Here is a 24,709-nt window from a genome sequence, read left to right on the forward strand (position 1 = left end):
ACCGGTCATGGGGCCATGAAAAAGGCCTCCCGCCGATGGCGGGAGGCCTGGTTCAGCGCCGGGGCTCAATGCCCTGGGCGTGTGTCCAGCCTTACTGGGCGCTCAGGCTGTAGGTCAGTGTCTGGTCGTTGAAGCGCACCACATAGGCGCCGACCGCCGCCGTGGTGATGTCTGCCCCGGCCAGCTCGGCCACACCGTCCTTGTTGGTGTCGCCGTAGTTCTGGGTCCAGTCACCCTTGACGTCGAACTTGAAGCGCTGGCTGCCGTTGCCATCTCCGCTGCCGGTGAAGGTGACGCCGGCCTGCCACTGGTGATCCCCCACCAGCGTCATGGGGGTGGTACCCCAGCCATTGGTGGTGCCACGGATGTTGAGGCTGGCGATATTACTGTCATAGCCGACGCTGACCGGGGTCAGGCTGTATTGCAGGGTCTGGTCGTTGAAGCGCACCCGGTACTGGCCGCTGACCGGGGTCAGTATGTCGGCGCCCCCCAGCTCGGCCACGCCATCCTTGTTGGTGTCGCCGTAGTTCTGGGTCCAGTCTCCCTTGACGTCGAACTTGAAGCGCTGGTTGGCCTGGCCGTCGAAGGTGGCCAATGCCTCCCACTGATTGTCGGCAACCAAGGTCATGGCCAGCGAACCCCAGGCATTGGGGGTGCCGCGCAGGTGCAGGGTGGGCAGCACGCTGTTGTAGGCACCGTTGCTGTCGGTGACTGTCACGGTGGCGCTGGCACTGGCGGTCAGCCCCTCGGCATCGGTGACTGTCAGGGTGACAACATGGGAGCCCGGGGTATCGAACTGGACTGTCTCAGTGGGGGCGCTGCCCCCGGTGGACCAGCTGTAGCTCGCCACGCCTTCATCATCGGTGGAGGCGGAGCCATCGAACACCACGCTCTCTCCCGTCTTGACGCTGAGGACCTTGGGGGAGAGGGCGGCGACCGGTGCCTGGTTGCTGGCGAGGGGGGTCACCGTATAGCGCAGATCCCCTTCGTTCAGGGTGATGCGGTAGCTGCCCGTCCCGCTGACCAGGATATCCTTGCTGCTGCCCTTGTCGGCGATGCCGTCCCCTTCGTTGTCACCGTAGTTCTCGGTCCAGTTGCCGAAGACGTCGAACTTGAAGCGCTGGGCGCCGGTGGCGTCACCGCTGCCGGTCAGGGTCAGGGTGGCGGACCAGACACGGTTGGCATCGACTGTCATGGGGGTGTTGCCCCAGGCGTTATGGGTGCCGCGCAGGTTCATGCTGCTGAACTTGTTGCCCGGCAGGGCGCTGCCGCCGCAGGGGCTGGCCTTGGTGCAGCCGGCGATGATGGCAGCCGCCTTCATGGCGGGCACGTTCAGGCTGGCCTTGCCGCTGCCGTCGACGGTGACATAACCACCACTGCAGTAGTCATTGCCCCCCAGGAGGTTGCAGTACTCGCCCGCCGGCAGGCCGGTCTGCACCGAGGCCACCAGGCTGCCGCTCTCGTTGTTGATGGCGACGAAGCCCTTGTCTCCCCGACCGAAGGCTATCTGGTTGTTGCCGTTGTCCCACCAGTTGCTGACTGGCTGGCCTTCGGTCCTGTTGTGGAACAGGGCCATGTTCATGATGGTCGGGCGACGCTGCTCGCAGTTCCACTGGCCGTCTGTGCAGGGCGTGCTGCCCGGCGCCCCCTTGTCGGTTTCATAAGTACCCATGTTCTCGAAGCGATAGCCCGACATCACCTGCTTCCAGCCATAGGGCCAGGCCATCATGAAGGTGTTGGCCAGCTCATAGCGGGCACCGCTCATGAAGGTGAGCATGCCGCCACCGCCGTGGCCGCGTTCGCGGTCGTGGTTGACCACGAAGACGAAGGCCTTGTTGGAGGGGAGCAGGCCCCAGCTCTCGCCGAGGGTCTTGAGGTTCTTGATCTGGCCGTTGAAGTTGGCGGCCAGATCCGTGCCGTATTTGAAGTCGGTGACGGTATCGATATAGGTGTAGCGACCCGGCTGGATGTCCGCCGATTCTCCCCCGGCACCTATCACCTCCAGGTAGGCTTTGGGGCTGCCTGCCTTGTCGAGAATGGCCTTCACCTCGCCGGGAGCCATGTGCTTGGCCGCATCGATACGAAAGCCTGCCACGCCCCAACCCAGCAGGGTCTTCATGTAGGTGGCGATCTGATCCTGTACGTAGGGAGAGCCGGTATTGAGATCCGGCATGCCGTAGAGGGCGCCGTTCCAGACGTTGTTGCTGTCGCCGTAGTTGGTGATGTCACCGCTGTGGTGGAAGTCGTTGTAGCCGAACTGGGGATACTGATACTGCCCCGAGTTGTAGCTGCCGCCGCCGGTGGCGGTTCCGGTGCCCGAGGCCAGCTGGTTGAAGACGGCGTCCGCATAGACCTTGACCCCGGCCGCGTTGCAGCGGGTGATCATGCTCCTGAGTTCCGCCTCGCTGCCGCCGAAGCTGTTGAAGTTCTTGAAGCTGACTGGCTGGTAGACGGTCCACCAGACCTGGCTCCCCTGCTTGTGCTCGGCGGGCGGGGTGATCTGGACACCGCCGAATCCCTTGGGACCGAGCACTGTCTCGCACTCGTTGGCGATGTCGTTGAACTTCCATTGGAACAGGTGGACCATGACCCCTTCGGCGGCGGCTGTGTGGCTGAATGAGCCCAGCACCGCGGCGAGCACGGCGGTTCGAAACACTGTGTTGTGCATGACGATTTTCCCTTCGATCTTGTTATTGACGTCTCACTGTCATCATGTCGAACGGACCACAAACAACCTCGTTCGGCTCTGTAGCATTCATGAAATCGAGGGGATTGAAAATCGTACAGCCGGGATTAGTTAAGAAGTGTGAATGAAAATGCTTTCATGGCGGCGTGGCAAAAGAGGGAGGAGGCGTCACGCCGTTGAGGGGGATAAACCGGTGCGGTCGCCAGGCTGATATGGCCTTGCGGCCGGACCGGCGGGAAGGGAAGACGGGCACAATGGTGCCCGTCTGCTTCAGGAATGGGGTTCCTGCTGGTGCTGCGACACCCTGCGCCGGCGGCGGGGCAGCATGCGGGTCACCAGGTTGCTGCGCTGACGCCAGGAGGTGTAGACGATGGCGCACAGGTGCAGGGCTATCATGGCCTGCAGCGCCCAGGTACACCATTCGTGCCAGTCGTCTGCTCCCAGCTCGAAGCCGGTCTCTGTGTTCTGGAACCAGCCGCTGCCGGCGGTCGCCAGCACCAGCAGCCAGAGTACCCAGACCGCCAGCTTGCCGCTGCCGTGATGGCCGGGCGCCGCGGGGGCGCGCTCGCGCAGCGCTACCGCCTGCTGGCGGAAATCGTCCCGGCTCGGGATCAGGGCGCTCAGGCGGGCATGGCCCCGTGCCAGGGTGAGCCCCCACAGCAGGCGCAAGCCGATCAGGGCCATGGCGGCATAGCCCAGCCACTCATGCCACTCCTCGCCCGCCTCGTTGAGCCAGAGGTTGCCGATGCAGACCGCTGCCACACCCCAGTGGGTGAGGCGGACCAGACCATCCCAGTGGAAGGGATCAGCCTTTCTGCTTGGCATATTGGTGGTACTCCTTCTTCAGGTCGTTGACCTTGGCCAGGTGGGCCTGGGCCTTCTCCTGATCACCGGCCTGCAGGGCCGCCAGGCTGGCATCCAGCTCGCTCTGCACCTTGTTCATGCCCTCGAGGAACTTCTCCTTCTTGGCAGCCGGCATATTTCTCTCCTTGGCCACATCGAGCTGAGCCTTCATCTCCTTGATGTGTTTCTCCATGGTGGCCGCATCATCTGCCTTGACGGCCTGCTTGTAGTTGAAGCCGATCTTCTTCATCGGCTGCTCCAGATCGCCGGCCATGGCGGGCAGGGTCATCAGGCCAAACATCAGGGGCAGCAGCAGGGGACGCACAGTTTTCAACATGGGATTTCCTTATGAGACGACGAGATTGCAGGTTCTTATGGCACTCATTTGAGTGCGGTATCATACAGCATGATGCCATGAAAGCGGGGCAATTGTATGGGGAAAGTGCGACCAATTGTGACGAAATGTGTGCATTGTGCTGTACATATGTAGTCAGAAGGGGATGAGCCGGGAGCGGAAACAGGCGGCAACCCGGGGCCGTGGACCCGAGGCGGCGAGCGGTGCCAAGGGATGGATGCCGCCAGCCACCCCCATGCCGGGCTGGGGGGAAGTCTGGGGCCGGCAGGGTGGTTCCCGGTGGTCCAGGCAGCAAAAAGGGCCCGCAGGCCCTTGTGTTCGGTGGGGGAGGCGGCCTTTATCTGGCCTGCTCGCGCTCGATGGCGCGCCAGCCGATGTCCTTGCGGTAGAAGACACCGTCCCACTGGATGCGACCCGCCAGCTGGTAGGCGCGTTGCTGCGCCTCGGCGACGGTGTGACCCAGCGCGGTGGCGCACAGCACGCGGCCACCGGCGGTGACTATGGTGTCTCCTGCCAGCTGGGAGCCGGCATGGAATACCTTCTCGCCGCTCGCCTCTTCCACCGGCAGGCCGCTGATGGGCTTGCCCTGCTGGTAGTCACCGGGGTAACCGCCCGCCGCCAGCACCACGCCGATGGCGACGCGGGGATCATAGATGGCTTCGACCTGATCCAGCTTGCCGGCACAGGCGGCCAGGCAGAGCTCCACCAGATCGGAGCGCATCCGCAGCATGATGGGCTGGGTCTCGGGGTCGCCGAAGCGGCAGTTGAACTCGATCACCTTGGGGTTGCCTTCGGCATCGATCATCAGGCCGGCGTAGAGGAAGCCGGTGTAGACGTTGCCCTCGGCCGCCATGCCGCGCACCGTCGGCATGATCACCTGCTCCATCACTTTTTGATGCACCGCATCTGTCACCACGGGCGCCGGGGAGTAGGCCCCCATGCCACCGGTGTTGAGGCCGGTGTCGCCGTCGCCCACCCGCTTGTGATCCTGGCTGGTGGCCATGGGCAGCACGTGCTCGCCGTCCACCATGACGATGAAGCTCGCCTCTTCCCCGTCCAGGAACTCCTCGATCACCACACGGGCACCTGCGTCGCCGAAGGCATTGCCGGAGAGCATGTCGCGCACTGCCGCTTCCGCCTCTTCGAGGGTCATGGCGACGATGACGCCCTTGCCTGCCGCCAGACCGTCAGCCTTGATGACGATGGGGGCACCCTTCTCGCGCAGGTAGGCCAGCGCCGGCTCCACCTCGGTGAAGTTCTGGTACTCGGCGGTGGGGATGGCGTGGCGCGCCAGGAAGTCCTTGGCGAAGGCCTTGGAGCCCTCCAGCTGGGCGGCGGCGGCGGTCGGGCCGAAGATGGCGAGCCCTTCGGCACGGAAGGCATCCACCACCCCTTTCACCAGGGGCGCTTCCGGCCCGACTATGGTGAGACCGATCTGCTGGGCCTTGGCGAAGGCCAGCAGGGCCTGGATGTCGGTCGCTTCGATGGCGACGTTCTCTATGCTGCCCTCGTGGGCGGTACCGGCATTGCCGGGGGCGACGAACACCCGGGTCACCATGGGGGATTGCTTGGCCTTCCAGGCCAGGGCGTGCTCACGGCCGCCGTTGCCAATGATCAGTACTTTCATCGTATCGCTCGCTTCTATTTGTGATAACCGCTTGGGGCAGCGGTTGAAAATAGTCAGTTGAAAAGAGACAACAAAAGGGCCGCCAGTGGCGGCCCTGACTCATCAGTGACGGAAATGGCGCATGTTGGTGAACACCATGCACATGCCGTGCTCGTTGGCGGCCTCGATCACCTCGTTGTCACGCATGGAGCCACCTGGCTGGATGACGCAGGAGATGCCCGCGGCAGCGGCGGCATCTATGCCGTCGCGGAACGGGAAGAAGGCGTCGGAGGCCATGACGGAGCCCGCGACGGTCAGCCCTTCATCCTCGGCCTTGATGCCGGCGATCTTGGCGGAGTAGACCCGGCTCATCTGGCCGGCACCCACGCCTATGGTCTGGCCGTCTTTGGCGTAGACGATGGCGTTGGACTTGACGAACTTGGCGACCTTCCAGCAGAACAGCAGGTCCTTGAGTTCGGCCTCGGTGGGCTGACGCTGGCTGACCACGGTGAGATCCCCCAGGGTGACCATGCCGTGATCCCGCTCCTGCACCAGCAGGCCGCCGTTGACGCGCTTGAGGTCAAAGCCCTGGGCCGGGGCAGTCCACTGGCCGCACTCGAGCAGACGCACGTTCTGCTTGGCGGCGACCGCCTCGCGGGCCGCCTGGCTGATGCTGGGGGCGATGATCACCTCGACGAACTGGCGGGCGACGATGGCCGCCGCGGTGGCACCATCCAGCTCGCGGTTGAAGGCGATGATGCCGCCAAAGGCGGAGGTGGGGTCGGTCTGGTAGGCGCGATCGTAGGCACCCAGCAGGTCGTCACCTATGGCAACGCCACAGGGGTTGGCGTGCTTGACGATGACGCAGGCCGGCTCGGCGAACTCCTTCACGCACTCCAGCGCCGCGTCTGTGTCGGCGATGTTGTTGTAGGAGAGCGCCTTGCCCTGCAACTGGATGGCGCTGGCCACCGAGCCCGGTGCGGCCAGCTCTTCGGCGTAGAAGGCGGCAGCCTGGTGGCTGTTCTCGCCGTAGCGCATGTCCTGCTTCTTGATGAACTGGGCGTTGAAGGTGCGCGGGAAGCGGGACTCGGCGTCACCCTCCTTGTTGTCACCATAGGAGGGGACCAGGGTGCCGAAGTAGTTGGCTATCATGCCGTCGTAGGCGGCGGTGTGCTCGAAGGCCGCGATGGCCAGATCGAAGCGGGTAGCCAGGGTCAGGCTGTTGCCGTTGCCATCCATCTCGGCGATCACCCGGCCGTAATCGGCCGCCTTGACGACTATGGTGACGTCCTTGTGGTTCTTGGCGGCGGAGCGAACCATGGTCGGGCCGCCGATGTCGATGTTCTCGACGGCGTCTTCCAGAGTGCAACCTGGCTTGGCCACGGTGGCGGCGAAGGGATAGAGGTTGACGACGACCATGTCGATGGGGGAGATAGCGTGCTGGGCCATGATGGCGTCATCCAGGTCGCGGCGGCCGAGGATGCCACCGTGCACCTTGGGGTGCAGGGTCTTGACCCGGCCGTCCATCATCTCGGGGAAGCCGGTGTAGTCGGAGACCTCGGTCACCGGCAGGCCCGCGTCGGCCAGCAGCTTGGCGGTTCCACCGGTGGAGAGCAGGGCCACGCCACGCTCGTTGAGTGCCTTGGCAAATTCCAGGATGCCAGTCTTGTCAGACACACTCAGCAGCGCACGGCGAATGGGTCGAGCTTGTTCCATCACACTATCGTCCTCAGCATAACGGGGACCGTTCCATGGGAGGCGAGGCTCAACACAGAGAGTCCCCAAATAAATGGAAGTGGGGGATTTCGCAAACCACTCTCGCCCGGGGAGCCGGGGGTTGGCAAAAGCGTTTTAGGAAATGCCCGCTTGACGCGACGCTCTCTTGTGGGCGCGTATTCTACACAAAAAATGTGACCCGTGGTGGATTTTTTAAAGAGACAAAGCCTTGTGCGGTGCGGTGTTAAACGTTTTCTGGTGATTTTTTGTGAAACGTTTGTCTTTTCAGTGTTTTGAGGGCCAAGGGGCGGGATCGCCCGGGTTGTCTACTGCTTTCCTGCCTTTGGCTGGCAATCGTCGGGCAAAGGGGCGATAGTGGAAGCCGGTTTATATTGAGTACCATTTTGGGCGCTATGCCATGTCGGGGAGAGGGTTATGTATCGGATCGGGGAACTGGCCAAGGCGTGCGGGGTGAAGGCGGACACCCTGCGCTTTTACGAGAAGAACGGCCTCATCTCGCCGGGGATCCGTAACGAGTCTGGCTACCGCCTCTATGGGGAGCAGGACAGGCGGCGGCTGGAGTTCATCATCCGCGCCAAGTCGGTGGGTTTCTCCCTGGCGGACATAGGCGAGCTGCTCGCCCTCGACACCAACAAGGCGCGGGTGACCTGCCAGGAGGTAAAGGCGGTGGCCGACACCAAGCTTGAACAGGTAGAGCAGAAGATCCTGGAGCTGACCCGCTTTCGGGAGAACCTGAAGGCGCTCTCCGACATCTGCTGCGGTGGCCCCCGCTCGGCGGAGCACTGCGCCATCCTGGAGACCCTGGAGTCCGGCGCCCCCTCCCGTCACGAGCATCACGACCATGAGCACTGAGCTGCACCGGCCCAGGGTCTCTGCCTTCCTCGCCCTCTCCCTCGACGGCTTTATCGCGGGGGAGGGCGGGGATCTTGACTGGCTCACCCCCTATGGCGGCGACTCCCAGGAGGAGACCGGCTACAGCGCCCTGATGGCCAGCGCCGATCTGCTGCTGATGGGGCGCAACAGCTATGAAACCGTGCTCGGCTTTCCCGAGTGGCCCTATGGCGACAAACCTGTGACTGTGCTGACCCACAGGCCCGCCACGCCCCGTGCCCATGTCTCTTTCCGGCAGGGGGCGCTGGCGCAGGTGCTGAGCGAGCTGGGGCAGCAGGGGGCGCGCCACATCTATCTGGACGGTGGCGAGGTCGTGAGGCAGGGCCTGCAGGCCGCGCTGGTGGACGAGCTGACCCTGTTCTGGGTGCCGGTCACCCTGGGGGCCGGCGTTTCCCTGTGGACGCAAGCCCTGCCCGGGCGCCTGGTCCCTGTGTCCAGCACCGTGCTGCCAAGCGGCCTGGTACGGGTCGTCTATCACCCGACCTGAGCCCTTGCAGGCGGGCGGCAAGAGGCGCACAATCGGTGCGTTTTTTCGCCGTCCTGAGCTGCCTTCCCGGCCTCTCGTTCGGCAACGCGCCATTCATTACCATCACAGCAAAGGAGCCAGCATGGCCAAGAAGAAGGTGGCCTTCGCCACCACTGAACCCGTCCACGATCATCAGCGCGGCATCATCCAGGACAACCACCTCAAGGCACTGGTGACCTCCCCCCTGTTCCAGGCCAGGGTCGAGCCAAGCAAGAAGGGCAAGGGGAGCTACCAGCGCAAGGCCAAGCACGGCAAGCGGTGGGAGCCCGGTCAACAGCAGATGATGCGCGTCTGCTGTTGAGCGGGTTTCTGCTTTGGAACCTGTCCACGATCTTGCTGCGAGGCCGTGATCAAGGCTCATGTGCTGCTCGGAATCCTCATGTGTACTTACACACTCCGGTTCCTGCGCTGCTCTTCACCTTGCTGACAGCCTCCCGCGACAGACCGTGAACAGGTTCTTAGAACCAAAACAAGCGGGGCGCTCATGGCGCCCCGCTTGTGTTCCATCTGGTTAAAGGCGGTTACCTCATTCGTCCATAAAGAGCTCGAGCAGCACGTTCAGGTAGCGATGGCCTAGGGAGGTCAGCTGCCAGCACTCTCCCAGGTCTTCGATAAGCTCCTTGGTCTGGGCAACAGCGAGCATGGTCTCCACCCGCTCCAGCGGCAGCCCGGTATAGGCCTCGAACTCCGCCTTGGGAGCCGGTTCAAACAATCTGAACCGGTTCATAAAGTACTCCAGCGGCAGATCGTCCGCGCTCACCTGCCACTGGCTGTCCAGATAGGGGCGGGCAGGGTCCAGATACCCCTTGGGGTGTTTCACCTTGGCGGTGCGCAGGATCTGCTGGTTCGCGAGATCCGTCACCTTGCCGTGGGCGCCGCAGCCTATGCCCAGATAGTCGCCAAAGCGCCAGTAGTTGAGGTTGTGGCGGCACTGGTAGCCCGCCTTGGCGTAGGCCGAGATCTCGTACTGCTGATAACCCTGGGCGGTGAGCATGGCGTGGCCCTGCTCATAGATGTCCCACAGGGTGTCGTCCTCCGGCAGCCTGGGGGGCTTGGAGGCGAACGCCGTGTTCGGCTCTATGGTGAGCTGATACCAGGAGAGATGCGGCGGCGCGCAGTCGATGGCCTGCTGCAGATCATAGAGGGCGTCCTCCAGGCTCTGATCCGGCAGGCCGTGCATCAGATCCAGGTTGAAGGTGGGAAGCGATATGGCATGGGCCAGCTCGGCGGCCTTGCGCGCCTCTTCCGGGCCGTGGATGCGGCCGAGGCGGGTCAATTTTTCCTGCTGGAAGCTCTGCACCCCGATGGAGATGCGGTTGATGCCAGCTCGCTGGAAGCCGGCGAACTTGTCCGCCTCCACCGTGCCCGGGTTGGCCTCCATGGTGATCTCGCAGTCCGGAGTCAGGGCGATGCGCCCACGCACCCCGTCCAGCAGAGCCTGCATGGCCTCCACGGAGAGCAGACTCGGCGTACCACCGCCGATGAAGATGGAGGAGAGCGGGCGCCCCTGGGCCCAGTGCAGATCCTTATCCAGATCCTCCAGCAGGGCGGCCACGTACTCGAGGTGGGGCAGCTCCCCCTTCTGGGCGTGAGAGTTGAAGTCGCAGTAGGGGCACTTCTGGACGCACCAGGGCACATGGATATAGAGGGAGAGGGGCGGCAGTTGCAGCATGGTGTTTCCAGTATTCAAAAAATCAAAATGGGGGCCGGTCGGGTGGCCCCCATTGTAGATGAAATGCGTGCCGGCGTATCCCGGCGCCCGGTCGGGTCTCAGTGCGCCGCGGCCAGCGCCGCCTTGAGCTTGGCCAGGGCCTGGCCGCGATGGCTGAGCTGGTTCTTGAGCTCCGCCGGCATCTGGGCCGAGGTGCAGTCGTGATCCGGCACGAAGAACACGGGATCATAGCCAAAGCCGTGCTGACCGCGGGGCTCGTCGATGATCATCCCCTCCCAGCTCGCCTGGCAGATGATGGGGGTGGGATCGTCGGCGTGGCGCATATAGACCAGCACGCACCAGAAGCGGGCGCTCTTGAGGTAGTCGGGGGCGCCTTGCAGCTCGGCCAGCAGCTTGTCGATGTTCTCCTTGTCGCTGGCACCGGCGCCGGCAAAGCGGGCGGAGTAGACGCCTGGGCGACCGTGCAGCAGGTCCACTTCCAGGCCTGAGTCGTCGGCGACGGCGGGCAGGCCTGTGATGCGGGCGGCGTGGCGTGCCTTGATGATGGCATTCTCGACGAAGGTGGTGCCGGTCTCGTCGGCATCGGAGACCGCAAACTCGCTCTGTGGGATCACCTGGATCTTCATATCGGCCAGCATGGCGGCCAATTCCTTCACCTTTTTCTGGTTCCCTGTTGCCAGGACAAGCTTGTTCATCACGCACCTCCGCAAAAATAATCTGCGCATTCTATGCGGGGCAGGGGTTTAGTAAAAGCGCCAATTGCCTGCAATCCGGCACCGGATGTGGGTCGCCATGGTAGTGCAGAGAGGTGGATAAAATACATGTTTCCTCATGGGAATAACCGAAGTGATTAAATACCATTTCAATTCATTACTCTGAGTCAGTAGACTCGCGCACCAATCGATTTTCCCCCTAGGGCTTGAGGTGACTGATGCCATTGATTCTTCTGCTTGTACTCCTGGTGCTGTTCAGCCCGCTGGCCATCGACATCTATCTGCCCGCCATCCCGCAGATGGCCGAGCAGCTGGGGGCCGAAGTGACCCTGATGCAGGGCACCATCACCTGGTTCCTGTTCAGCATGGGGCTGGGTCAGCTGCTGGTGGGGCCGCTCGCCGATCGCTACGGGCGCAAGCCCATCGCCCTTGGCGGTGTGCTGCTCTATGGCCTGAGCGCCCTGGCCGCCGGTTTTGCGGCGAGCCTCGGCGAGCTGATGCTGGCGCGGGTGCTGCAAGGCTTCGGTGCCTGTGCCACCTCGGTCGCCGCCTTCTCTGTGGTGCGTGACAGCTATGGCCCCAAGAAGAGCGGTCAGATGATCTCCTACCTGAACGGCGCCATCTGCTTCATTCCGGCGCTGGCGCCCCTGCTCGGTGGCTGGCTCACCGCCAAGGCGGGCTGGTCGGCCAACTTCTGGTTTATGGCCGGGTATGCCGTTGTGGTCGGTAGCTGGCTGCTGTGGCGGATGCCGGAGACCCGCCCGGAGGAGACCAGCAGCAGCGGCCCGCTCATCAGCTGGTCCCGCTACAGCCCTGTGCTGCGTTCCCCGAGCTTCCTGTTCAACGCGGCGCTCTGCATGCTGGCGATGGCGGTGATCCTGGCCTATGTCACGGCGGCGCCGGTACAGCTGATGGTGAAGCTGGGTCTGGACATGAACGGGTTCAGCTACTGGTTCACCGCCAACGCGGCGCTCAACATCCTGGCCTGCTTCCTGGCACCGCGCTTCATCGCCAGGGTGGGGCCGAGACGCACCCTGCGCATCGGCCTGCTGGTGCTGCTGCTGTCGGCCATCCTGCTGACGCTGACCATGCACCTGGCTCATCCGCTGGCGATGATGGGGCCGGTGTTCCTCTCCAGCATCGGCTTCGCCATGATACTCGCCGCCGCCGCCGGCATGGCGCTGGCACCCTTCGGTCACTGTGCCGGGACCGCCGCCGCCCTGCTCGGCCTGTTCCAGATGAGCGGCTCCGGCGCCCTGGTGGGGATCACCGGTTGGTTGATGCCGGATCCCCTGAGCCAGCTGGCCCTGCACATGTGGCTGCTGCTGCCGCCCTTGCTGATGCTGATGACGCGGCAGGGTCGTCGCCTCTGCCTGCAGCCTTGATGCGCGGGGCAGAGCCCCGACGTCGATGGATAACGTCGCTTGCACAGGCCATAAATCCTGTGCTCTGATGAACGAAACGGGGGCTTAAGGCCCCCTTCTTTTTTGGGCGCAGCGTCGCCAGGTGCCTATCATATTGGACAGTTCAGCGGAGAATCCCATGAGTCAGACAATCAACGCCGCCCTGGTGGGTTACGGCTTTGCAGGACAGACCTTCCACGCCCCCTTCCTGACCAGCACCCCGGGGCTTGCCCTGCGCCGGGTGGTGAGCCGTGATGCCGCCAAGGTGCAGGCCGAGCTGCCGGGCTGCCGGGTCGGCACCCTGGACGAGGTGCTGGCCGACAGCACGGTCGATCTGGTGGTGATAGCGACCCCGAACGATACCCATGCCCCCATCGCCCGTCAGGCCCTGCTGGCGGGCAAGCACGTGGTGATCGACAAGCCGTTCGCGCTGGATCTGGCCGAAGCCGAGGCGCTCGTCGAGCTGGCCGAGAAGCAGCAGCGGCTGCTCAGCATCTTCCACAACCGGCGTTGGGACGGAGACTTCCTCACGGTACGCCGCCTGCTGGCGGAAGGGGCGCTGGGCAAGATCGCCCAGTTTGAATCTCATTTTGATCGCTACCGCCCCGAGGTCCGTCAGCGCTGGCGCGAGGCGGGCGGCCCGGGTTCCGGGCTCTGGTTCGATCTCGGTCCCCACATCCTGGATCAGGCGTTGCAGCTGTTCGGTCAGCCTGACTGGATCCAGGCGGATTTGGCCGCCCAGCGCCCCGGCGCCCTGAGCGATGACTACTTCCACGTGGTGCTGGGTTACGGCGAGATGCGGGTCATTCTGCACGGCAGCTGCCTGGTCTCTGCCACCATGCCGCGTTTCGTCATCCACGGCAGCGAAGGATCCTTCATCAAGTTCGGCATGGATGTGCAGGAGGAGCAGCTCAAGCTCGGCCTGCGCCCGCCCGCGGCGAACTGGGGCCAGGATCCCGAACCCGGTCAGCTCAGCCGCATGGTGGAGGGGCAATCCTCGGTGCAGGCGGTGAGCGGGGAGGCTGGTGATTACGGCGCCTACTACCGCGGTGTCTGCGCCGCCATCAGGGGGGAGGCCGGCAACCCAGTGCCCGCGGTGGAGGCCCTGGCGGTGATGGCACTGCTGGATCTGGCCAGAGAGAGCGACAGCCAGGGGCGGCGGCTGAGCTGTCAGAAGCTGTCTGACTGAGGGCATGTTCACGATACCGGTTACGGCTGCTGAAATGGCAATGATTGACTGACAATCGTTCTCTTGTTGGTGTTTAATTGTGCGATTTAGCGTCAATAAAGGCGTATTGTATTAACATTTGTCGTTGCAGTAGTTCTTTTTATCCAGCCAACGAGAAAATATCATTGTGATACGCGTTTTCATTGGTCGCATATGGGGATATATTTCGCGCGCCTCCCGATCCCGGTGGCTCGCTGTTTTACCGGGAGCGAAGACGCACAGTGATGGTTTTTGACACCATCTCTCCATCTTTTTTTGAGGGTATGCACATGAACAAAGTACTGGTAGCCGGTATCCTGGGTCTGATGTTGACCGCCTGTGGTCAGAAAGAAGAAGCCGCCGCTCCGGCCGCTACTCCGGCCGCCGACGTTGCTGCAACTGTTAGCGAAGCTGCCTCTACCGTAGAGAAGGCCGCTTCCGAAGCCTCTGCTACCGTCGAGAAGGCTGCTGCTGACGTGGCCACCAAGGCAGAAGCTGCTGTGAGCGATGCCAAGGCCAACTAAGCCTGCACCTCATAAAAAAAACGGGCCCGGCGGTAACGCCGGGCCCGTTTTTTTTATGGCCACTGCGGGCAACGGCTCCCCGCTCAGGGTAGCGGCTCCACCAGCAGGATATGGGAGTCATATCCCGTCACCCGGACTCTGCTGCCCGCCGCCAGCGGCTGGTTGCAGCGCACCGTCCAGACGGTGTCATCCAGGTGCACCCGGCTCATCCCCTGGCTCACCTCATCGAGCAGGGTCAGCTCCCGTCCCAGATAGCTCTGCATCCGCTCGTTGATGGGGGCGGCCGCATCGCGGCTCGAGCGGTCGCGCTTGTGCTGCCAGCGCCACCAGGCCCAGGTGGTCACCAGGGACTGCGCCGCGAACAGCAGCAGCTGTGCCTGCCAGCCGAAGGGCCAGATCAGCAGCAAGATCCCCACCTCCAGGGCGGCGATGCCGGTCCAGAGCAGGAAGCCCACCGATCCCAGCACCTCGATGGCCAGCAGCACGAAGCCGAGCCCCAGCCAGTGCCAGTGGGTCAGCCCCTCGAACAGGGCTGTCATGACTTGCCGACCTTGCCATCTTTGTTGAACAGCTCGGCCATGCCGGCCACCGAACCTATCAGGCTGCCCGCCTCCAGGGGCATCATGATGATCTTGCTGTTGGGGCCTTCGCCGATGCGGGCCAGGGCCTCGGTGTATTTCTGGGCCACGAAGTAGTTGATGGCCTGCATATCCCCCTCGGCGATGGCCTGGGAGACCATGTGGGTCGCCTTGGCTTCCGCCTCGGCGGCACGCTCCCGCGCCTCGGCGGCGAGGAAGGCGGCCTGGCGTTCCCCCTCGGCTTTGAGGATCTGGGACTGCTTCTCCCCTTCCGCTTTCAGGATCTTGGACTGGCGCACCCCTTCGGCCTCCAGCACCTCGGCCCGCTTCTGGCGCTCGGCCTTCATCTGGGCGTTCATCGCCTCCACCAGGGCGAGCGGCGGGCGCACATCCTTGATCTCGATCCGGGTCACCTTGATGCCCCAGGGGGCGGTGGCGGCATCCATGGTACGCAGCAGCTTCTCGTTGATGGTGTCGCGCTGGGAGAGCATCTCGTCCAGCTCCATGGCGCCGAGCACTGTCCGCATATTGGTCATCGTCAGATTTCTGATGGCGCTGGTGAGATCGTTGACCTCATAGGCCCCTTTGCGGGCATCCACCACCTGCACGAAGCTGATGGCGTCTATGGTGACGTTGGCGTTGTCCCGGGAGATCACCTCCTGGGCCGGGATGTCCAGCACCTGCTCCATCATGATGATCTTGTGGCCGACTCTGTCCACATAGGGGATCAGCAGGTTGAGGCCCGGGGTCAGGGTGCGGGTGTAGCGGCCGAAGCGCTCCACGGTCCAGTTGAAACCCTGTGGCACTATCTTGATGCCCGCGCTCAGGGTGGCCAGCACCAGGAACACGAAGATCCCCAGCACAATCAATGACTCATTCATGGTAAAGCTCCTTATGAAACACTTTCACTAGCCTAGAGTCTGGTGCGAACCACCACAAGGACATTCGCTCCCCTTTGCCACGGCACGGCTTTACTAATTACTAAAACGCATTAAAGAGCATTTTTTATTATTTTGAGGGATAAGGACTCCTGCCTATAGTCGCCCAAGATGTCGTCGTATGCCTAGGAGTGGGCCCTGATGGATTATTTACCTATGTTTGCCAGGTTGGAAGGCCGCCCGGTATTGCTGGTGGGCGGGGGCGAGGTTGCCCTGCGCAAGGCGCGCCTGCTGCTGGCGGCAGGTGCCCGGCTGACCCTGGTCTCTCCCGAGCTCGAGCCCGACTTCCATGAGTTTGCCGGTCGCTTCACCCATGTGGCGGCTCGCTTCGAGCCGGCCCATCTGGCCGGCCAGATCCTGGTGGTGGCGGCCACCGACAGCCTCGAGGTCAACGCCCTGGTCTACCAGAGCGCCAATCAGCTCGGGCTTTTTGTGAATGTGGTGGATGACCCCGAGCGCTCCAGCTTTATCTTCCCCTCCATCATCGATCGCAGCCCCATCATGGTGGCCGTCTCCAGCGGCGGCAAGGCGCCGGTGCTGGTGCGCCTGTTGCGCGAGCGGCTCGAGAGCCTGCTGCCGCGCCATCTGGGCGGTCTGGCGGAGCTCTCCGGCCGGGTGCGCAGCCGGGCCAAGCGGGTGCTGGCCTCCCTCTCGGATCGCCGCCGCTTCTGGGAGCGCGCCTTTGCCTCCAACACCCTGGCCGGTCTGATCGAGAAAGCCGATTGGCAAGGGGCCGAGCAGTGGCTGAACGAGGGGCTCGACAAGGCCCAGACCGAAATGGGGGAAGTGGTATTGGTGGGGGCGGGCCCCGGCGATCCTGGCCTCTTGACCCTCAAGGCGCTGCAACAGATTCAGCAAGCCGAAGTGGTGCTCTATGACCAGCTGGTCTCCCCGGAGATCCTGGATCTGGTACGCCGGGACGCCACCCTGGTGTCGGTCGGCAAGAAGGCGGGGGTCCACAGCGTGCCCCAGGAAGAGACCAATCGCCTGCTGGTGGAATACGCCAGGGCGGGCAACCGGGTGGTGCGGCTCAAGGGGGGGGATCCCTTCATGTTCGGCCGCGGCGGCGAGGAGCTGGAAGTGCTGGCAGAGGAGGGCATTCCCTTCTCCGTGGTGCCCGGCATCACGGCCGCCGCCGGTGCCACCGCCTATGCGGGCATTCCGCTGACTCACCGTGACCATGCCCAGAGCGCCGTCTTCATCACGGGCCACTGCCAGAAGGAGGGCAAGGAGCCCGACTGGCAGCAGCTCGCTTCAACCAACCAGACCCTGGTCATCTACATGGGGCTGATGCGCTCCGAGCACATCCAGCAGCAGCTGGTGAGCCATGGCCGAAGCGCCGCCACCCCCATCGCCATCATAGAGCGGGGCACCACGGCGCGGCAGCGGGTGCTGACCGGCACTCTGGCGGATCTGGCGGAACTGGCCCAGCAGGCGGTGAGCCCGTCCCTCATCGTCATCGGCGAGGTGGTGGCCTTGCGCCAGCAGCTCGCCTGGTTTGGCGAACAGGCGGGCGAGCGGGCCGAGGCAGAGGCGAGCCGCCACGAACTCAAGCTGGTGAGCCTGGCCTGAAGGGCGAGACCCGAATCGATTTGACGGTGCGGCCAAGGCGGCACCGAACTGAACCAGAACCGCGCCCCGAGCAGGCGCGATAGCAATGAACCGAGGACCCAGACATGGACCGTGAAAGACTTACCCACTTGCAACAGCTGGAAGCCGAGAGCATCCATATCATCCGCGAGGTGGCTGCCGAATTTGAAAATCCGGTGATGATGTACTCCATCGGCAAGGACTCCTCCGTCATGCTGCACCTGGCCCGCAAGGCCTTCTATCCGGGCAAGATCCCCTTCCCCCTGCTCCACGTGGACACCAACTGGAAGTTCAAGGAGATGATCAAGTTCCGGGACGAGACCGCCAAAAAGTACGGGCTGGATCTCATCGTCCACAAGAACCCGGACGGCCTGGCCATGGACATCAACCCCTTCGTGCACGGCAGCGGCAAGCACACCGACATCATGAAGACAGAGGGGCTCAAGCAGGCGCTCAACAAATACGGCTTCGATGCGGCCTTCGGTGGCGCCCGCCGCGACGAGGAGAAGTCCCGTGCCAAGGAGCGGGTCTACTCCTTCCGTGACAAGTCCCACCGCTGGGATCCGAAGAACCAGCGCCCGGAGCTGTGGCGCGTCTACAACAGCCAGGTCAACAAGGGGGAGAGCATCCGGGTGTTCCCGCTCTCCAACTGGACCGAGCTCGACATCTGGCAATACATCTATCTCGAGAACATCGACATAGTGCCGCTCTACTTTGCCGCCCATCGCCCGGTGGTGGAGCGCAATGGCATCAAGATCATGGTGGATGACGAGCGCATGCCCATAGGTCCGGAAGACGAGGTGAAGCAGGAGCTGGTGCGCTTCCGCACCCTGGGCTGCTACCCGCTGACCGGGGCCATCGAATCCAATGCCACCACCTTGCCCGAGATCATCGAAGAGATGCTGCTCACCACCTCGAGCGAGCGGCAAGGGCGGCTCATCGACCACGATCAGGCCGGCTCCATGGAGCAGAAGAAGCGTCAGGGCTATTTCTAAAAAAATGTTCTAAGGAATCGCATCATGAACAACCACATTCAGACCGCCATCAGCGAACAGGGCATTGAAGCCTACCTGCACGCCCAGCAACACAAGAGCCTGCTGCGCTTTCTCACCTGCGGCAGCGTGGACGACGGCAAGAGCACCCTCATCGGCCGCCTGCTGCACGACTCCCAGCAGATCTATGAAGATCAGTTGAAGGCGCTGGAGTCCGACAGCCAGAAGCTCGGCACCACGGGCGAGAAGCTGGATCTGGCGCTGCTGGTGGACGGCCTACAGGCGGAGCGCGAGCAGGGCATCACCATAGACGTGGCCTACCGCTATTTCTCTACCGCGAAACGCAAGTTCATCATCTCGGACACTCCGGGCCATGAGCAGTACACCCGCAACATGGCCACCGGCGCCTCCACCTGCGATCTGGCCATCATATTGATCGACGCCCGCAAGGGGGTGCTGGATCAGACCCGTCGCCACAGCTTTATCGCGAGCCTGCTCGGCATCAAGCAGTTCGTGGTGGCGGTCAACAAGATGGACCTGGTGGAGTTCAGCCAGGAGGTGTTCGATCGCATCAGTGCCGAATACCGCGAGTTCGCCAGGAAGCTGAGCGTCGACACCATCCACATAGTGCCGGTCTCGGCCCTGGACGGTGACAACGTGGTCAACCCAAGCGACAAGCTGGCCTGGTATCAGGGTGAAACCCTGCTCTCATTGCTGGAGTCTGCCGAAGTGGAGCGCGAGCTGGAGCGTCACCCGGTGCGCCTGCCGGTGCAGTATGTGAATCGCCCCAACCTCGATTTTCGCGGCTTCGCGGGGACCTTGGCCTCCGGCATCCTGCGGGTCGGCGACAAGCTGGCGGTGCTGCCCTCCGGCAAGGAGAGCACGGTGACCCGCATCGTGACCTTCGACGGCGATCTCGACTACGCCCTGCCGGGTCAGGCCATCACGGTCACCTTTACCGATGAAATCGACATCAGCCGTGGCGATTTGCTGGTGGATGCCGCCAGAAAGCCGCTGGTGACCCAAAACCTGCTGGCCCACATCGTCTGGATGGGGGAGGAGTCCCTGCAACCGGGCCGGGTCTATGACGTCAAGCTGGCCACCAAGAAGAGTCGCGGCCAGGTGGAAGCCATCCGCCACCGCATCGAGATCAACAAGCTCGATGAGCTGGACGCCGCCGAGCTCAAGCTCAACGAGATCGGCCTGTGCGAATTCAGCCTGACCGACCCGGTGGCGTTCGACCCCTACCAGGAGATCCGCGATACCGGCAGCTTCATCCTGATCGACCGTCTGACCAACGTCACCGTGGGCGCGGGCATGATAGTGGAAGGGTTGGCCGCGAAAGTGGCTAAAGGGCAATACAGCGAGTTCGAAGTGGAGCTCAACGCCCTGGTGCGCAAGCACTTCCCCCACTGGCAGGCGCTGACCATCAGCAACGATTCCGGCAAGGAGTAAGCCCATGACCTGGCAACAATCCCTGGTGCTGGGTCTGCTGGCTGCCCTCGTCGCCCTGCTGATCCAGGGCAAACTCCGGCCGGCGCTGCTCTTCTCGGGCGCCGTGCTCATCACCTATCTGAGCGGCCTGGCGGACATCAACGCCGTGGTGGCGGGTTACACCAACAGCGCCCTGCTGACCCTGGTGTTGCTGCTGCTGGTATCGCTTGCGGTGGAGAAGACCCGGGTCATGAGCTGGTTCGCCAACCTGGTGGGCACCGGCTCCTTCAACAAGGTGCTGGTGAAGGTGTGGTTCTCCACCGCCTTCCTGTCGGCCTTCGTCAACAACACCGCCGTGGTGGCCTCCATGCTGGGGGCGGTCAAGCGCAATCCCAACCATGCGCCCTCCCGGCTGCTGCTGCCCATGTGCTTCGCGGCGACCTTTGGCGGCGTGCTGACCCTGATCGGCACCTCCACCAACCTCATCGTCAACAGCTTCCTCATCAAGATGGGGGCGCCGCCGCTCGGCATGTTCGACTTCTTTATGGTGGGGGCGGGGACATTGCTGACCGGCCTGGTCGCCGTGCTGCTGTTTGCCCGTCACCTGCCGGAACAGGACACCGAGATGAGCCGGGAATCCGGCTACTTTCTCGAGGCCAAGGTGGGCCCCGGCTCCCCCATGGCCGGGCGCAGCGTCAAGGAGAACGGCCTGCGCAGCCTGAAGAGCCTCTATCTTGCCGAGATCATCCGGGGCAACCAGGTGATCTGCCCGGTGCAGCCGGAACACGAGCTGCACGAAGGGGACATGCTGCTGTTTTGCGGCGACGTGGAGAGCGTCGGCGTGTTGCAGGAGCTCAAGGGGCTGGATCTCTACGGTCAGCACCGCCTCAACGGCCAGCATCTGGTGGAGGTGATCGTCAGCCACAGCTCGCGGCTGGTGGGGCAGACCATCAAGGATGCGGAGTTTCGTACCCACTTCGATGCGGTGGTGCTGGCGGTGCGCCGGGGCGAGACCCAGCTCACCGGCGGCCTCGGCCAGATTGAACTGCACGCGGGGGACACCCTGCTGCTGGCCCCCGGCCCCAAGTTTGCGGGCAACAAGTCACTCTCCCGGGAGTTCGTGGTGGTGAGCGGGCTGGAAGCCTCCACCCGGCTCGATGGCAAGCGCAGCGCCGCCGTGGTGCTGGGCTTTCTCGGGGTGCTGGCGTTGTCGGTGTTCGATCTGGTGCCGCTGTTCAAGGGGTTGCTGCTGATGCTGGTGGCGCTGCTGCTGACCCGCATCCTGACCCTGGACGAGATCCGTCGCCGCTTTCCCCTGGACATCTGGCTGGTGGTGGGGGGGGCGCTGGCCATCGCCGATCAGCTGGAGAAGAGCGGGCTGGCCAGGTTGATTGCCGACTGGCTGATGGGGGAATTCAACGGCTCCAGCCCCATCATCGCCTTTATCGGCATCTACCTGTTTACCCTGGTGCTGACCGAGCTGATGAGCAACAACGCCGCGGCGGCCCTGGCCTTCCCCATGGGCTACCAGCTGGCGCTCAGCATGGACGTCTCCACCATGCCGTTCATCCTGGCGGTGCTGTTCGGGGCCAGCTCCAGCTTTATACTGCCCTACGGCTACCAGACCAACCTCATGGTCTATGCGGCGGGCAACTACAAGATGCCGGATTACCTCAAGCTGGCGGTGCCTGTCTCCCTGGCCTACAGCCTCGGAGTGATCGTCATGGTGCCCCTGCTGTTTCCGTTTTAAGGCGCAACCCTCTTCGTTTTGGGGCCCTGATGCCTCGCAAGGAGTTTGAATGAGCAATATTGTGTGGCATGCCCATGCCGTCGACAAAGAGAGCCGCTCTGAACAGAAGGGGCAAAAGCCCCTGGTGATCTGGTTCACCGGACTCTCCGGGGCGGGCAAATCCACCCTGGCGGGGGCCCTGGAGCAGGCGCTGGCCGCCTCGGGCAAGCACACCTATCTGCTGGATGGGGACAATGTGCGCCACGGCCTGTGCGGGGATCTCGGCTTCGACGACGCCGCCCGTCAGGAGAATATCCGCCGGGTCGGCGAAGTGGCGAAACTCATGGTGGATGCGGGCCTTATCGTCCTGACCGCCTTTATCTCGCCGTTCCGTGCCGAACGGGATCTGGTGCGCAATCTCTTGGGTGAAGGGGAATTTGTCGAGGTCTTTGTCGATGCCCCCCTTAGCGTGTGCGAAGAGCGCGACCCCAAAGGGCTCTACAAGAAGGCGCGGGCGGGGGAAATTCGTAACTTTACCGGTATCGACTCCGCCTACGAGGCACCCGAACAGCCGGAAATCCACCTGCTGAACGCCGGCAAGCCGGTGGAAGTGCTGGTGGATGAGTTGCTTACCGCTCTAAGGCTGAGAGGGCTTGTTGGCTGATGTCGATGTTCTCCACCGATTATTGATAGCGAGGGGGTTTTGGCCCCCTTGTCTATTGTTTTCAGCCATTCTCTTGTCGCCGCCATTTCCCGCAGAGTGCTGTTGAAATCGTAAGAGGATGGCACATTACACCGCGAACCTTGCGGTGGCCTATCTGTCGAGAGGGCTCGATGCAACTGCATCATGATATCTAATGTCCCTTTGTCTATGCCATTCAGGGTGATAGCACCGCAGTTCTTGGTGTTTAAAAAGATGGATGTTTACCTTTGACTCATAACACCTAGCTCACTGAGAAATGTGAGTGTAACGAGTATTTTGTCCAGTGGAGCTAGTTGTTAGGCCAAACTCGTATTTCAGAGCGTTAAAGACCTTTCGCGATGTATCCAAATCTGCAGAGATGTCATCTACTGTAAAATCTATGATTAGCTTAGTTTTGTGAAAATTTAAATTAGACCTGGCAAGTTTTTGTTGTGCACGGAGTCTTCCCTCTATAAAACCCTTATCCCTCACTTTATCGAACTTTCTAATTACTAATAGTACAGGGTCGGATTCAATGCAAAGAGATGGGTAATTTATGTGAGAAAATTTACCGAACAGCAAATTTTCATAAGAAAAAAGAATTTTCAATATAAAATGAATCCATTCAATCTTGAGCCAGAGAGTGTCTTTTTGATTTCCATTAATAAAAATTGCGTAACTTAGTAGTTTGTTTTTATGGTTCGACGTTAGAATGTGTTTACAGGCCTGCATAGCAACTTGAAATAAATGTGCCACCTCCATTTTATCTGCATCAACTTTCTTGCAGATAAGCGATTTAGAGTCAACGGACCCGAGGATGTAAGGGCAGAGTGTCGAGAATTTATTTACATGGCACACACAGTTATCCATTGTCATTTAGTCCTCAAAAAAATATTTTGAGTCAACCTTTCATTCTTCCTATGTTCAGTAGATCGAATTACTGGTGAATGAAATATTTGCGCGGGAAACACAATCTGAGAGTTATACTTTGGTTTTGTCATGTACAATAACTCCCAGCACTTGCTAGATTGAGGAAGTCCAGTAAATCCAGGATGCCGCTCCATAACATCTAATTCAGAGTACATTATGTTCTTTATATATTTTACAAAGTCAGCTTTTAAGGAGGGATTTAAGCTTTCTTTTTTCATTAAGCTAGACACTTCCTCATTGGGAAAGTGTGGGAGTACGCTTAGGCCGCTTGGCTTATGCTTGTAAAATGCAGTCCCTCCAAATTCCAAGTTTCTATCATCGAAAAGATATATCAAGGAGCTCGTAATTGAGTCATTATCCACATGTGGAACAAATTGCCTAACATCCATATCTTTTATGTCTGAAGTATTGAACTTTGTGAATAGAGTTTCTACTGGTCGGAAGGCAGTTAGTGGCAATGAAGTATTGGTTAAAGAGTGAACAATTTTTTTAAGATCTTCATGCAATACTGAAACAGTAGCCCGCTCTCCTATGTATCTCTTAAATTGAGCGTTATTACTAAATCCGCTATAGTTTAGTTGGTTTGCGAGCCAAACGACCCTGTCTGGTTCAAGGTATAAATCTTCAATTATATATATCGATCCAATTTTCTCGGGAAGCTTCACTTCCTTAATAACTCTATTCGGGTTCAAATAAAAATAATCGTGAAACATAGAAAATGAAGCCCCCGGGTTTTACAGACAGTTATGTGTAGGTGTGCAATCCCATCCAGTGGAAACAGTACTGCCCTCTATATGCTTAATGAAGTTTTCAGCATCTAAATTACCTTCTGCATCCATAAACCAAACATCAGGCATCTTTCCATATTTCTCCTCATATATTCTGACGAAATCGATAGGTCCCGCTCCACTTTCTCCTGAGTGATGAATAATGTGCCCGCAAGAATCTATGCAAAACCTTTCATATTGTTCTTTATCAGATTGCATTTCATGCCAAATATTATCAATGAACTTGCTAAACATCTTGATGTCTACGCCTTCGGCTGCAAGCTTGAATGTTTTGGAAAGCTCTTTTATTGCAATCTCTTTCTTCTCATTTATATCCATGTTTTCTCCTGTGCTAGTTGTGAAAAATACTTAGTCTAAAAGTGATTAGATGGAAGGCGGCACTAAGGTGATAATCGTTCCTTCCACACAACACAGCACCTTCATTATCACCACCACGGAAAAACTCATCTTAAATCATGACATTACCAGCCAACCTCTGGTATCTGAACGTATTAGCCTGACTTTCTTTTTTTGCCCTTGATTTTTTATAGTGCAAAGCATAGTCAATGAAATCAGGGCTGTCACCATTATTAATAACGCTCAGCTGATCACACTTGCCTATCTATTTCAACAGACAAGGCTACCCCCTGAATGGCAGCTTCCAGCCTGCTATTCTCTACCAATGGCTTTGCTCATGGGTGACTCCGTCGAGGAGGATTCCGAATGGTGCTTTTTAGGGGGGGAGATGGGCATTTTTCGGGCAAGATCAATAAATTGAGTGGTCAGCGGGTTGTGTGCGAGGGATGGTGTGGTGATGGGGTGACTTAACTCTCTCAAGGCTCAGTTGTATCGGGGCGGGATAGTGGAATCGAGACTGCCACCCTGTTGAATCCAGTGTCGTGCAGC

General features: G+C 60.9%; 22 protein-coding genes. 11 read left to right on the forward strand and 11 right to left on the reverse strand.

Annotation, left to right across the window (positions count from 1 at the left end; translation table 11 throughout):
• Positions 1–91 precede the first annotated feature (91 nt).
• The 5 genes from AAHB08_RS17010 to purH form a co-directional block, all read right to left on the reverse strand.
• Positions 92–2,668: an alpha amylase C-terminal domain-containing protein gene (locus AAHB08_RS17010; RefSeq protein WP_342059583.1), complete on the reverse strand. Its 2,577-nt coding sequence runs from the start codon at positions 2,666–2,668 to the stop codon at positions 92–94.
• 288 nt (positions 2,669–2,956) lie between these two features.
• On the reverse strand, positions 2,957–3,511 hold the full coding sequence (locus AAHB08_RS17015) for a cytochrome b/b6 domain-containing protein (RefSeq protein ID WP_342059584.1): 555 nt from the start codon (positions 3,509–3,511) through the stop codon (positions 2,957–2,959).
• A complete protein-coding gene (locus tag AAHB08_RS17020; protein WP_025328232.1) occupies positions 3,492–3,866 on the reverse strand; it encodes a cytochrome b562 in 375 nt (124 codons plus the stop codon). The genes AAHB08_RS17015 and AAHB08_RS17020 overlap by 20 nt, the downstream gene beginning before the upstream one ends.
• A 355-nt stretch (positions 3,867–4,221) precedes the next feature.
• Entirely contained in the window at positions 4,222–5,511 is a 1,290-nt protein-coding gene (gene purD, locus AAHB08_RS17025) for a phosphoribosylamine--glycine ligase (RefSeq protein ID WP_342059585.1), read from the reverse strand.
• Positions 5,512–5,613: 102 nt separating this feature from the next.
• Entirely contained in the window at positions 5,614–7,206 is a 1,593-nt protein-coding gene (purH, locus tag AAHB08_RS17030) for a bifunctional phosphoribosylaminoimidazolecarboxamide formyltransferase/IMP cyclohydrolase (protein ID WP_342059586.1), read from the reverse strand.
• Between the two features lie 435 nt (positions 7,207–7,641).
• Here purH and zntR point away from each other — a divergent pair, with 435 nt between their 5' ends.
• From zntR to AAHB08_RS17045, 3 genes are all read left to right on the forward strand, one after another.
• A complete protein-coding gene (gene zntR / locus AAHB08_RS17035; protein ID WP_139434040.1) occupies positions 7,642–8,079 on the forward strand; it encodes a Zn(2+)-responsive transcriptional regulator in 438 nt (145 codons plus the stop codon).
• Entirely contained in the window at positions 8,069–8,605 is a 537-nt protein-coding gene (locus tag AAHB08_RS17040) for a dihydrofolate reductase family protein (RefSeq protein WP_342059587.1), read from the forward strand. Before zntR ends, AAHB08_RS17040 begins: the two co-directional genes overlap by 11 nt.
• 121 nt (positions 8,606–8,726) lie before the next feature.
• Positions 8,727–8,945 (forward strand): alternative ribosome-rescue factor A, encoded by a 219-nt coding sequence (locus AAHB08_RS17045; RefSeq protein ID WP_342059588.1) that lies wholly within the window; start codon positions 8,727–8,729, stop codon positions 8,943–8,945.
• 225 nt (positions 8,946–9,170) lie between these two features.
• Here the strand turns inward: AAHB08_RS17045 and hemW are convergent, their stop codons facing one another.
• A complete protein-coding gene (gene hemW, locus AAHB08_RS17050; RefSeq protein ID WP_342059589.1) occupies positions 9,171–10,316 on the reverse strand; it encodes a radical SAM family heme chaperone HemW in 1,146 nt (381 codons plus the stop codon).
• Between the two features lie 98 nt (positions 10,317–10,414).
• Positions 10,415–11,011, reverse strand: coding sequence for an RdgB/HAM1 family non-canonical purine NTP pyrophosphatase (rdgB, locus tag AAHB08_RS17055; protein WP_025328225.1), 597 nt, complete (start codon positions 11,009–11,011; stop codon positions 10,415–10,417).
• 236 nt (positions 11,012–11,247) lie between these two features.
• Between rdgB and AAHB08_RS17060 the strand changes: the two genes are divergently transcribed.
• From AAHB08_RS17060 to AAHB08_RS17070, 3 genes are all read left to right on the forward strand, one after another.
• Positions 11,248–12,414: a multidrug effflux MFS transporter gene (locus AAHB08_RS17060; protein WP_342059590.1), complete on the forward strand. Its 1,167-nt coding sequence runs from the start codon at positions 11,248–11,250 to the stop codon at positions 12,412–12,414.
• 157 nt (positions 12,415–12,571) lie between these two features.
• Complete coding sequence (locus tag AAHB08_RS17065; protein WP_342059591.1) at positions 12,572–13,621, forward strand: oxidoreductase; 1,050 nt, start codon at positions 12,572–12,574, stop codon at positions 13,619–13,621.
• A gap of 308 nt (positions 13,622–13,929) precedes the next feature.
• Positions 13,930–14,163 (forward strand): hypothetical protein, encoded by a 234-nt coding sequence (locus tag AAHB08_RS17070; protein WP_025328222.1) that lies wholly within the window; start codon positions 13,930–13,932, stop codon positions 14,161–14,163.
• An 83-nt stretch (positions 14,164–14,246) separates the two neighbouring features.
• On the opposite strand, the gene AAHB08_RS17075 is transcribed toward AAHB08_RS17070, so the two are convergent.
• Complete coding sequence (locus AAHB08_RS17075) at positions 14,247–14,702, reverse strand: NfeD family protein (RefSeq protein ID WP_139434045.1); 456 nt, start codon at positions 14,700–14,702, stop codon at positions 14,247–14,249.
• Entirely contained in the window at positions 14,699–15,622 is a 924-nt protein-coding gene (locus tag AAHB08_RS17080) for an SPFH domain-containing protein (RefSeq protein ID WP_139434046.1), read from the reverse strand. The genes AAHB08_RS17075 and AAHB08_RS17080 overlap by 4 nt, the downstream gene beginning before the upstream one ends.
• A gap of 198 nt (positions 15,623–15,820) precedes the next feature.
• Here AAHB08_RS17080 and cysG point away from each other — a divergent pair, with 198 nt between their 5' ends.
• The 5 genes from cysG (at position 15,821) to cysC (ending at position 22,088) form a co-directional block, all read left to right on the forward strand.
• Positions 15,821–17,251, forward strand: coding sequence for a siroheme synthase CysG (cysG, locus tag AAHB08_RS17085; RefSeq protein WP_342059592.1), 1,431 nt, complete (start codon positions 15,821–15,823; stop codon positions 17,249–17,251).
• 104 nt (positions 17,252–17,355) lie between these two features.
• Positions 17,356–18,264, forward strand: a complete 909-nt coding sequence (cysD, locus tag AAHB08_RS17090; protein WP_106885853.1) for a sulfate adenylyltransferase subunit CysD — start codon at positions 17,356–17,358, stop codon at positions 18,262–18,264.
• 24 nt (positions 18,265–18,288) lie between these two features.
• Entirely contained in the window at positions 18,289–19,716 is a 1,428-nt protein-coding gene (cysN, locus tag AAHB08_RS17095) for a sulfate adenylyltransferase subunit CysN (protein WP_342059593.1), read from the forward strand.
• 4 nt (positions 19,717–19,720) lie between these two features.
• Positions 19,721–21,445: an SLC13 family permease gene (locus AAHB08_RS17100; RefSeq protein ID WP_247625564.1), complete on the forward strand. Its 1,725-nt coding sequence runs from the start codon at positions 19,721–19,723 to the stop codon at positions 21,443–21,445.
• Positions 21,446–21,494: 49 nt separating this feature from the next.
• Positions 21,495–22,088 carry an adenylyl-sulfate kinase gene (gene cysC, locus AAHB08_RS17105; protein WP_342059594.1) on the forward strand — a complete coding sequence of 198 codons (594 nt, stop codon included), beginning with the start codon at positions 21,495–21,497 and terminating at the stop codon, positions 22,086–22,088.
• A gap of 890 nt (positions 22,089–22,978) precedes the next feature.
• On the opposite strand, the gene AAHB08_RS17110 is transcribed toward cysC, so the two are convergent.
• Positions 22,979–23,701 (reverse strand): DUF6445 family protein, encoded by a 723-nt coding sequence (locus AAHB08_RS17110; protein WP_342059595.1) that lies wholly within the window; start codon positions 23,699–23,701, stop codon positions 22,979–22,981.
• 69 nt (positions 23,702–23,770) lie between these two features.
• Complete coding sequence (locus AAHB08_RS17115) at positions 23,771–24,142, reverse strand: hypothetical protein (RefSeq protein ID WP_342059596.1); 372 nt, start codon at positions 24,140–24,142, stop codon at positions 23,771–23,773.
• Between the last annotated feature and the right edge of the window lie 567 nt (positions 24,143–24,709).

Origin of the sequence: Aeromonas sp. OTU364 (assembly GCF_038440395.1) — a bacterium.
GTDB lineage: Bacteria > Pseudomonadota > Gammaproteobacteria > Enterobacterales > Aeromonadaceae > Aeromonas.

What these genes read in the sequence shown, in the direction of transcription:
- AAHB08_RS17040 (WP_342059587.1), top strand. Translation starts at nt 8,069, where the DNA reads ATGAGCACTGAGCTGCACCGGCCCAGGGTCTCTGCCTTCCTCGCCCTC.
- AAHB08_RS17010 (WP_342059583.1), bottom strand. Translation starts at nt 2,668, where the DNA reads ATGCACAACACAGTGTTTCGAACCGCCGTGCTCGCCGCGGTGCTGGGC.
- AAHB08_RS17075 (WP_139434045.1), bottom strand. Translation starts at nt 14,702, where the DNA reads ATGACAGCCCTGTTCGAGGGGCTGACCCACTGGCACTGGCTGGGGCTC.
- zntR (WP_139434040.1), top strand. Translation starts at nt 7,642, where the DNA reads ATGTATCGGATCGGGGAACTGGCCAAGGCGTGCGGGGTGAAGGCGGAC.
- cysN (WP_342059593.1), top strand. Translation starts at nt 18,289, where the DNA reads ATGAACAACCACATTCAGACCGCCATCAGCGAACAGGGCATTGAAGCC.
- purH (WP_342059586.1), bottom strand. Translation starts at nt 7,206, where the DNA reads ATGGAACAAGCTCGACCCATTCGCCGTGCGCTGCTGAGTGTGTCTGAC.
- AAHB08_RS17065 (WP_342059591.1), top strand. Translation starts at nt 12,572, where the DNA reads ATGAGTCAGACAATCAACGCCGCCCTGGTGGGTTACGGCTTTGCAGGA.
- AAHB08_RS17100 (WP_247625564.1), top strand. Translation starts at nt 19,721, where the DNA reads ATGACCTGGCAACAATCCCTGGTGCTGGGTCTGCTGGCTGCCCTCGTC.
- AAHB08_RS17115 (WP_342059596.1), bottom strand. Translation starts at nt 24,142, where the DNA reads ATGGATATAAATGAGAAGAAAGAGATTGCAATAAAAGAGCTTTCCAAA.
- AAHB08_RS17080 (WP_139434046.1), bottom strand. Translation starts at nt 15,622, where the DNA reads ATGAATGAGTCATTGATTGTGCTGGGGATCTTCGTGTTCCTGGTGCTG.
- rdgB (WP_025328225.1), bottom strand. Translation starts at nt 11,011, where the DNA reads ATGAACAAGCTTGTCCTGGCAACAGGGAACCAGAAAAAGGTGAAGGAA.
- cysC (WP_342059594.1), top strand. Translation starts at nt 21,495, where the DNA reads ATGAGCAATATTGTGTGGCATGCCCATGCCGTCGACAAAGAGAGCCGC.
- AAHB08_RS17070 (WP_025328222.1), top strand. Translation starts at nt 13,930, where the DNA reads ATGAACAAAGTACTGGTAGCCGGTATCCTGGGTCTGATGTTGACCGCC.
- cysD (WP_106885853.1), top strand. Translation starts at nt 17,356, where the DNA reads ATGGACCGTGAAAGACTTACCCACTTGCAACAGCTGGAAGCCGAGAGC.
- AAHB08_RS17045 (WP_342059588.1), top strand. Translation starts at nt 8,727, where the DNA reads ATGGCCAAGAAGAAGGTGGCCTTCGCCACCACTGAACCCGTCCACGAT.
- AAHB08_RS17020 (WP_025328232.1), bottom strand. Translation starts at nt 3,866, where the DNA reads ATGTTGAAAACTGTGCGTCCCCTGCTGCTGCCCCTGATGTTTGGCCTG.
- hemW (WP_342059589.1), bottom strand. Translation starts at nt 10,316, where the DNA reads ATGCTGCAACTGCCGCCCCTCTCCCTCTATATCCATGTGCCCTGGTGC.
- AAHB08_RS17015 (WP_342059584.1), bottom strand. Translation starts at nt 3,511, where the DNA reads ATGCCAAGCAGAAAGGCTGATCCCTTCCACTGGGATGGTCTGGTCCGC.
- purD (WP_342059585.1), bottom strand. Translation starts at nt 5,511, where the DNA reads ATGAAAGTACTGATCATTGGCAACGGCGGCCGTGAGCACGCCCTGGCC.
- cysG (WP_342059592.1), top strand. Translation starts at nt 15,821, where the DNA reads ATGGATTATTTACCTATGTTTGCCAGGTTGGAAGGCCGCCCGGTATTG.
- AAHB08_RS17060 (WP_342059590.1), top strand. Translation starts at nt 11,248, where the DNA reads ATGCCATTGATTCTTCTGCTTGTACTCCTGGTGCTGTTCAGCCCGCTG.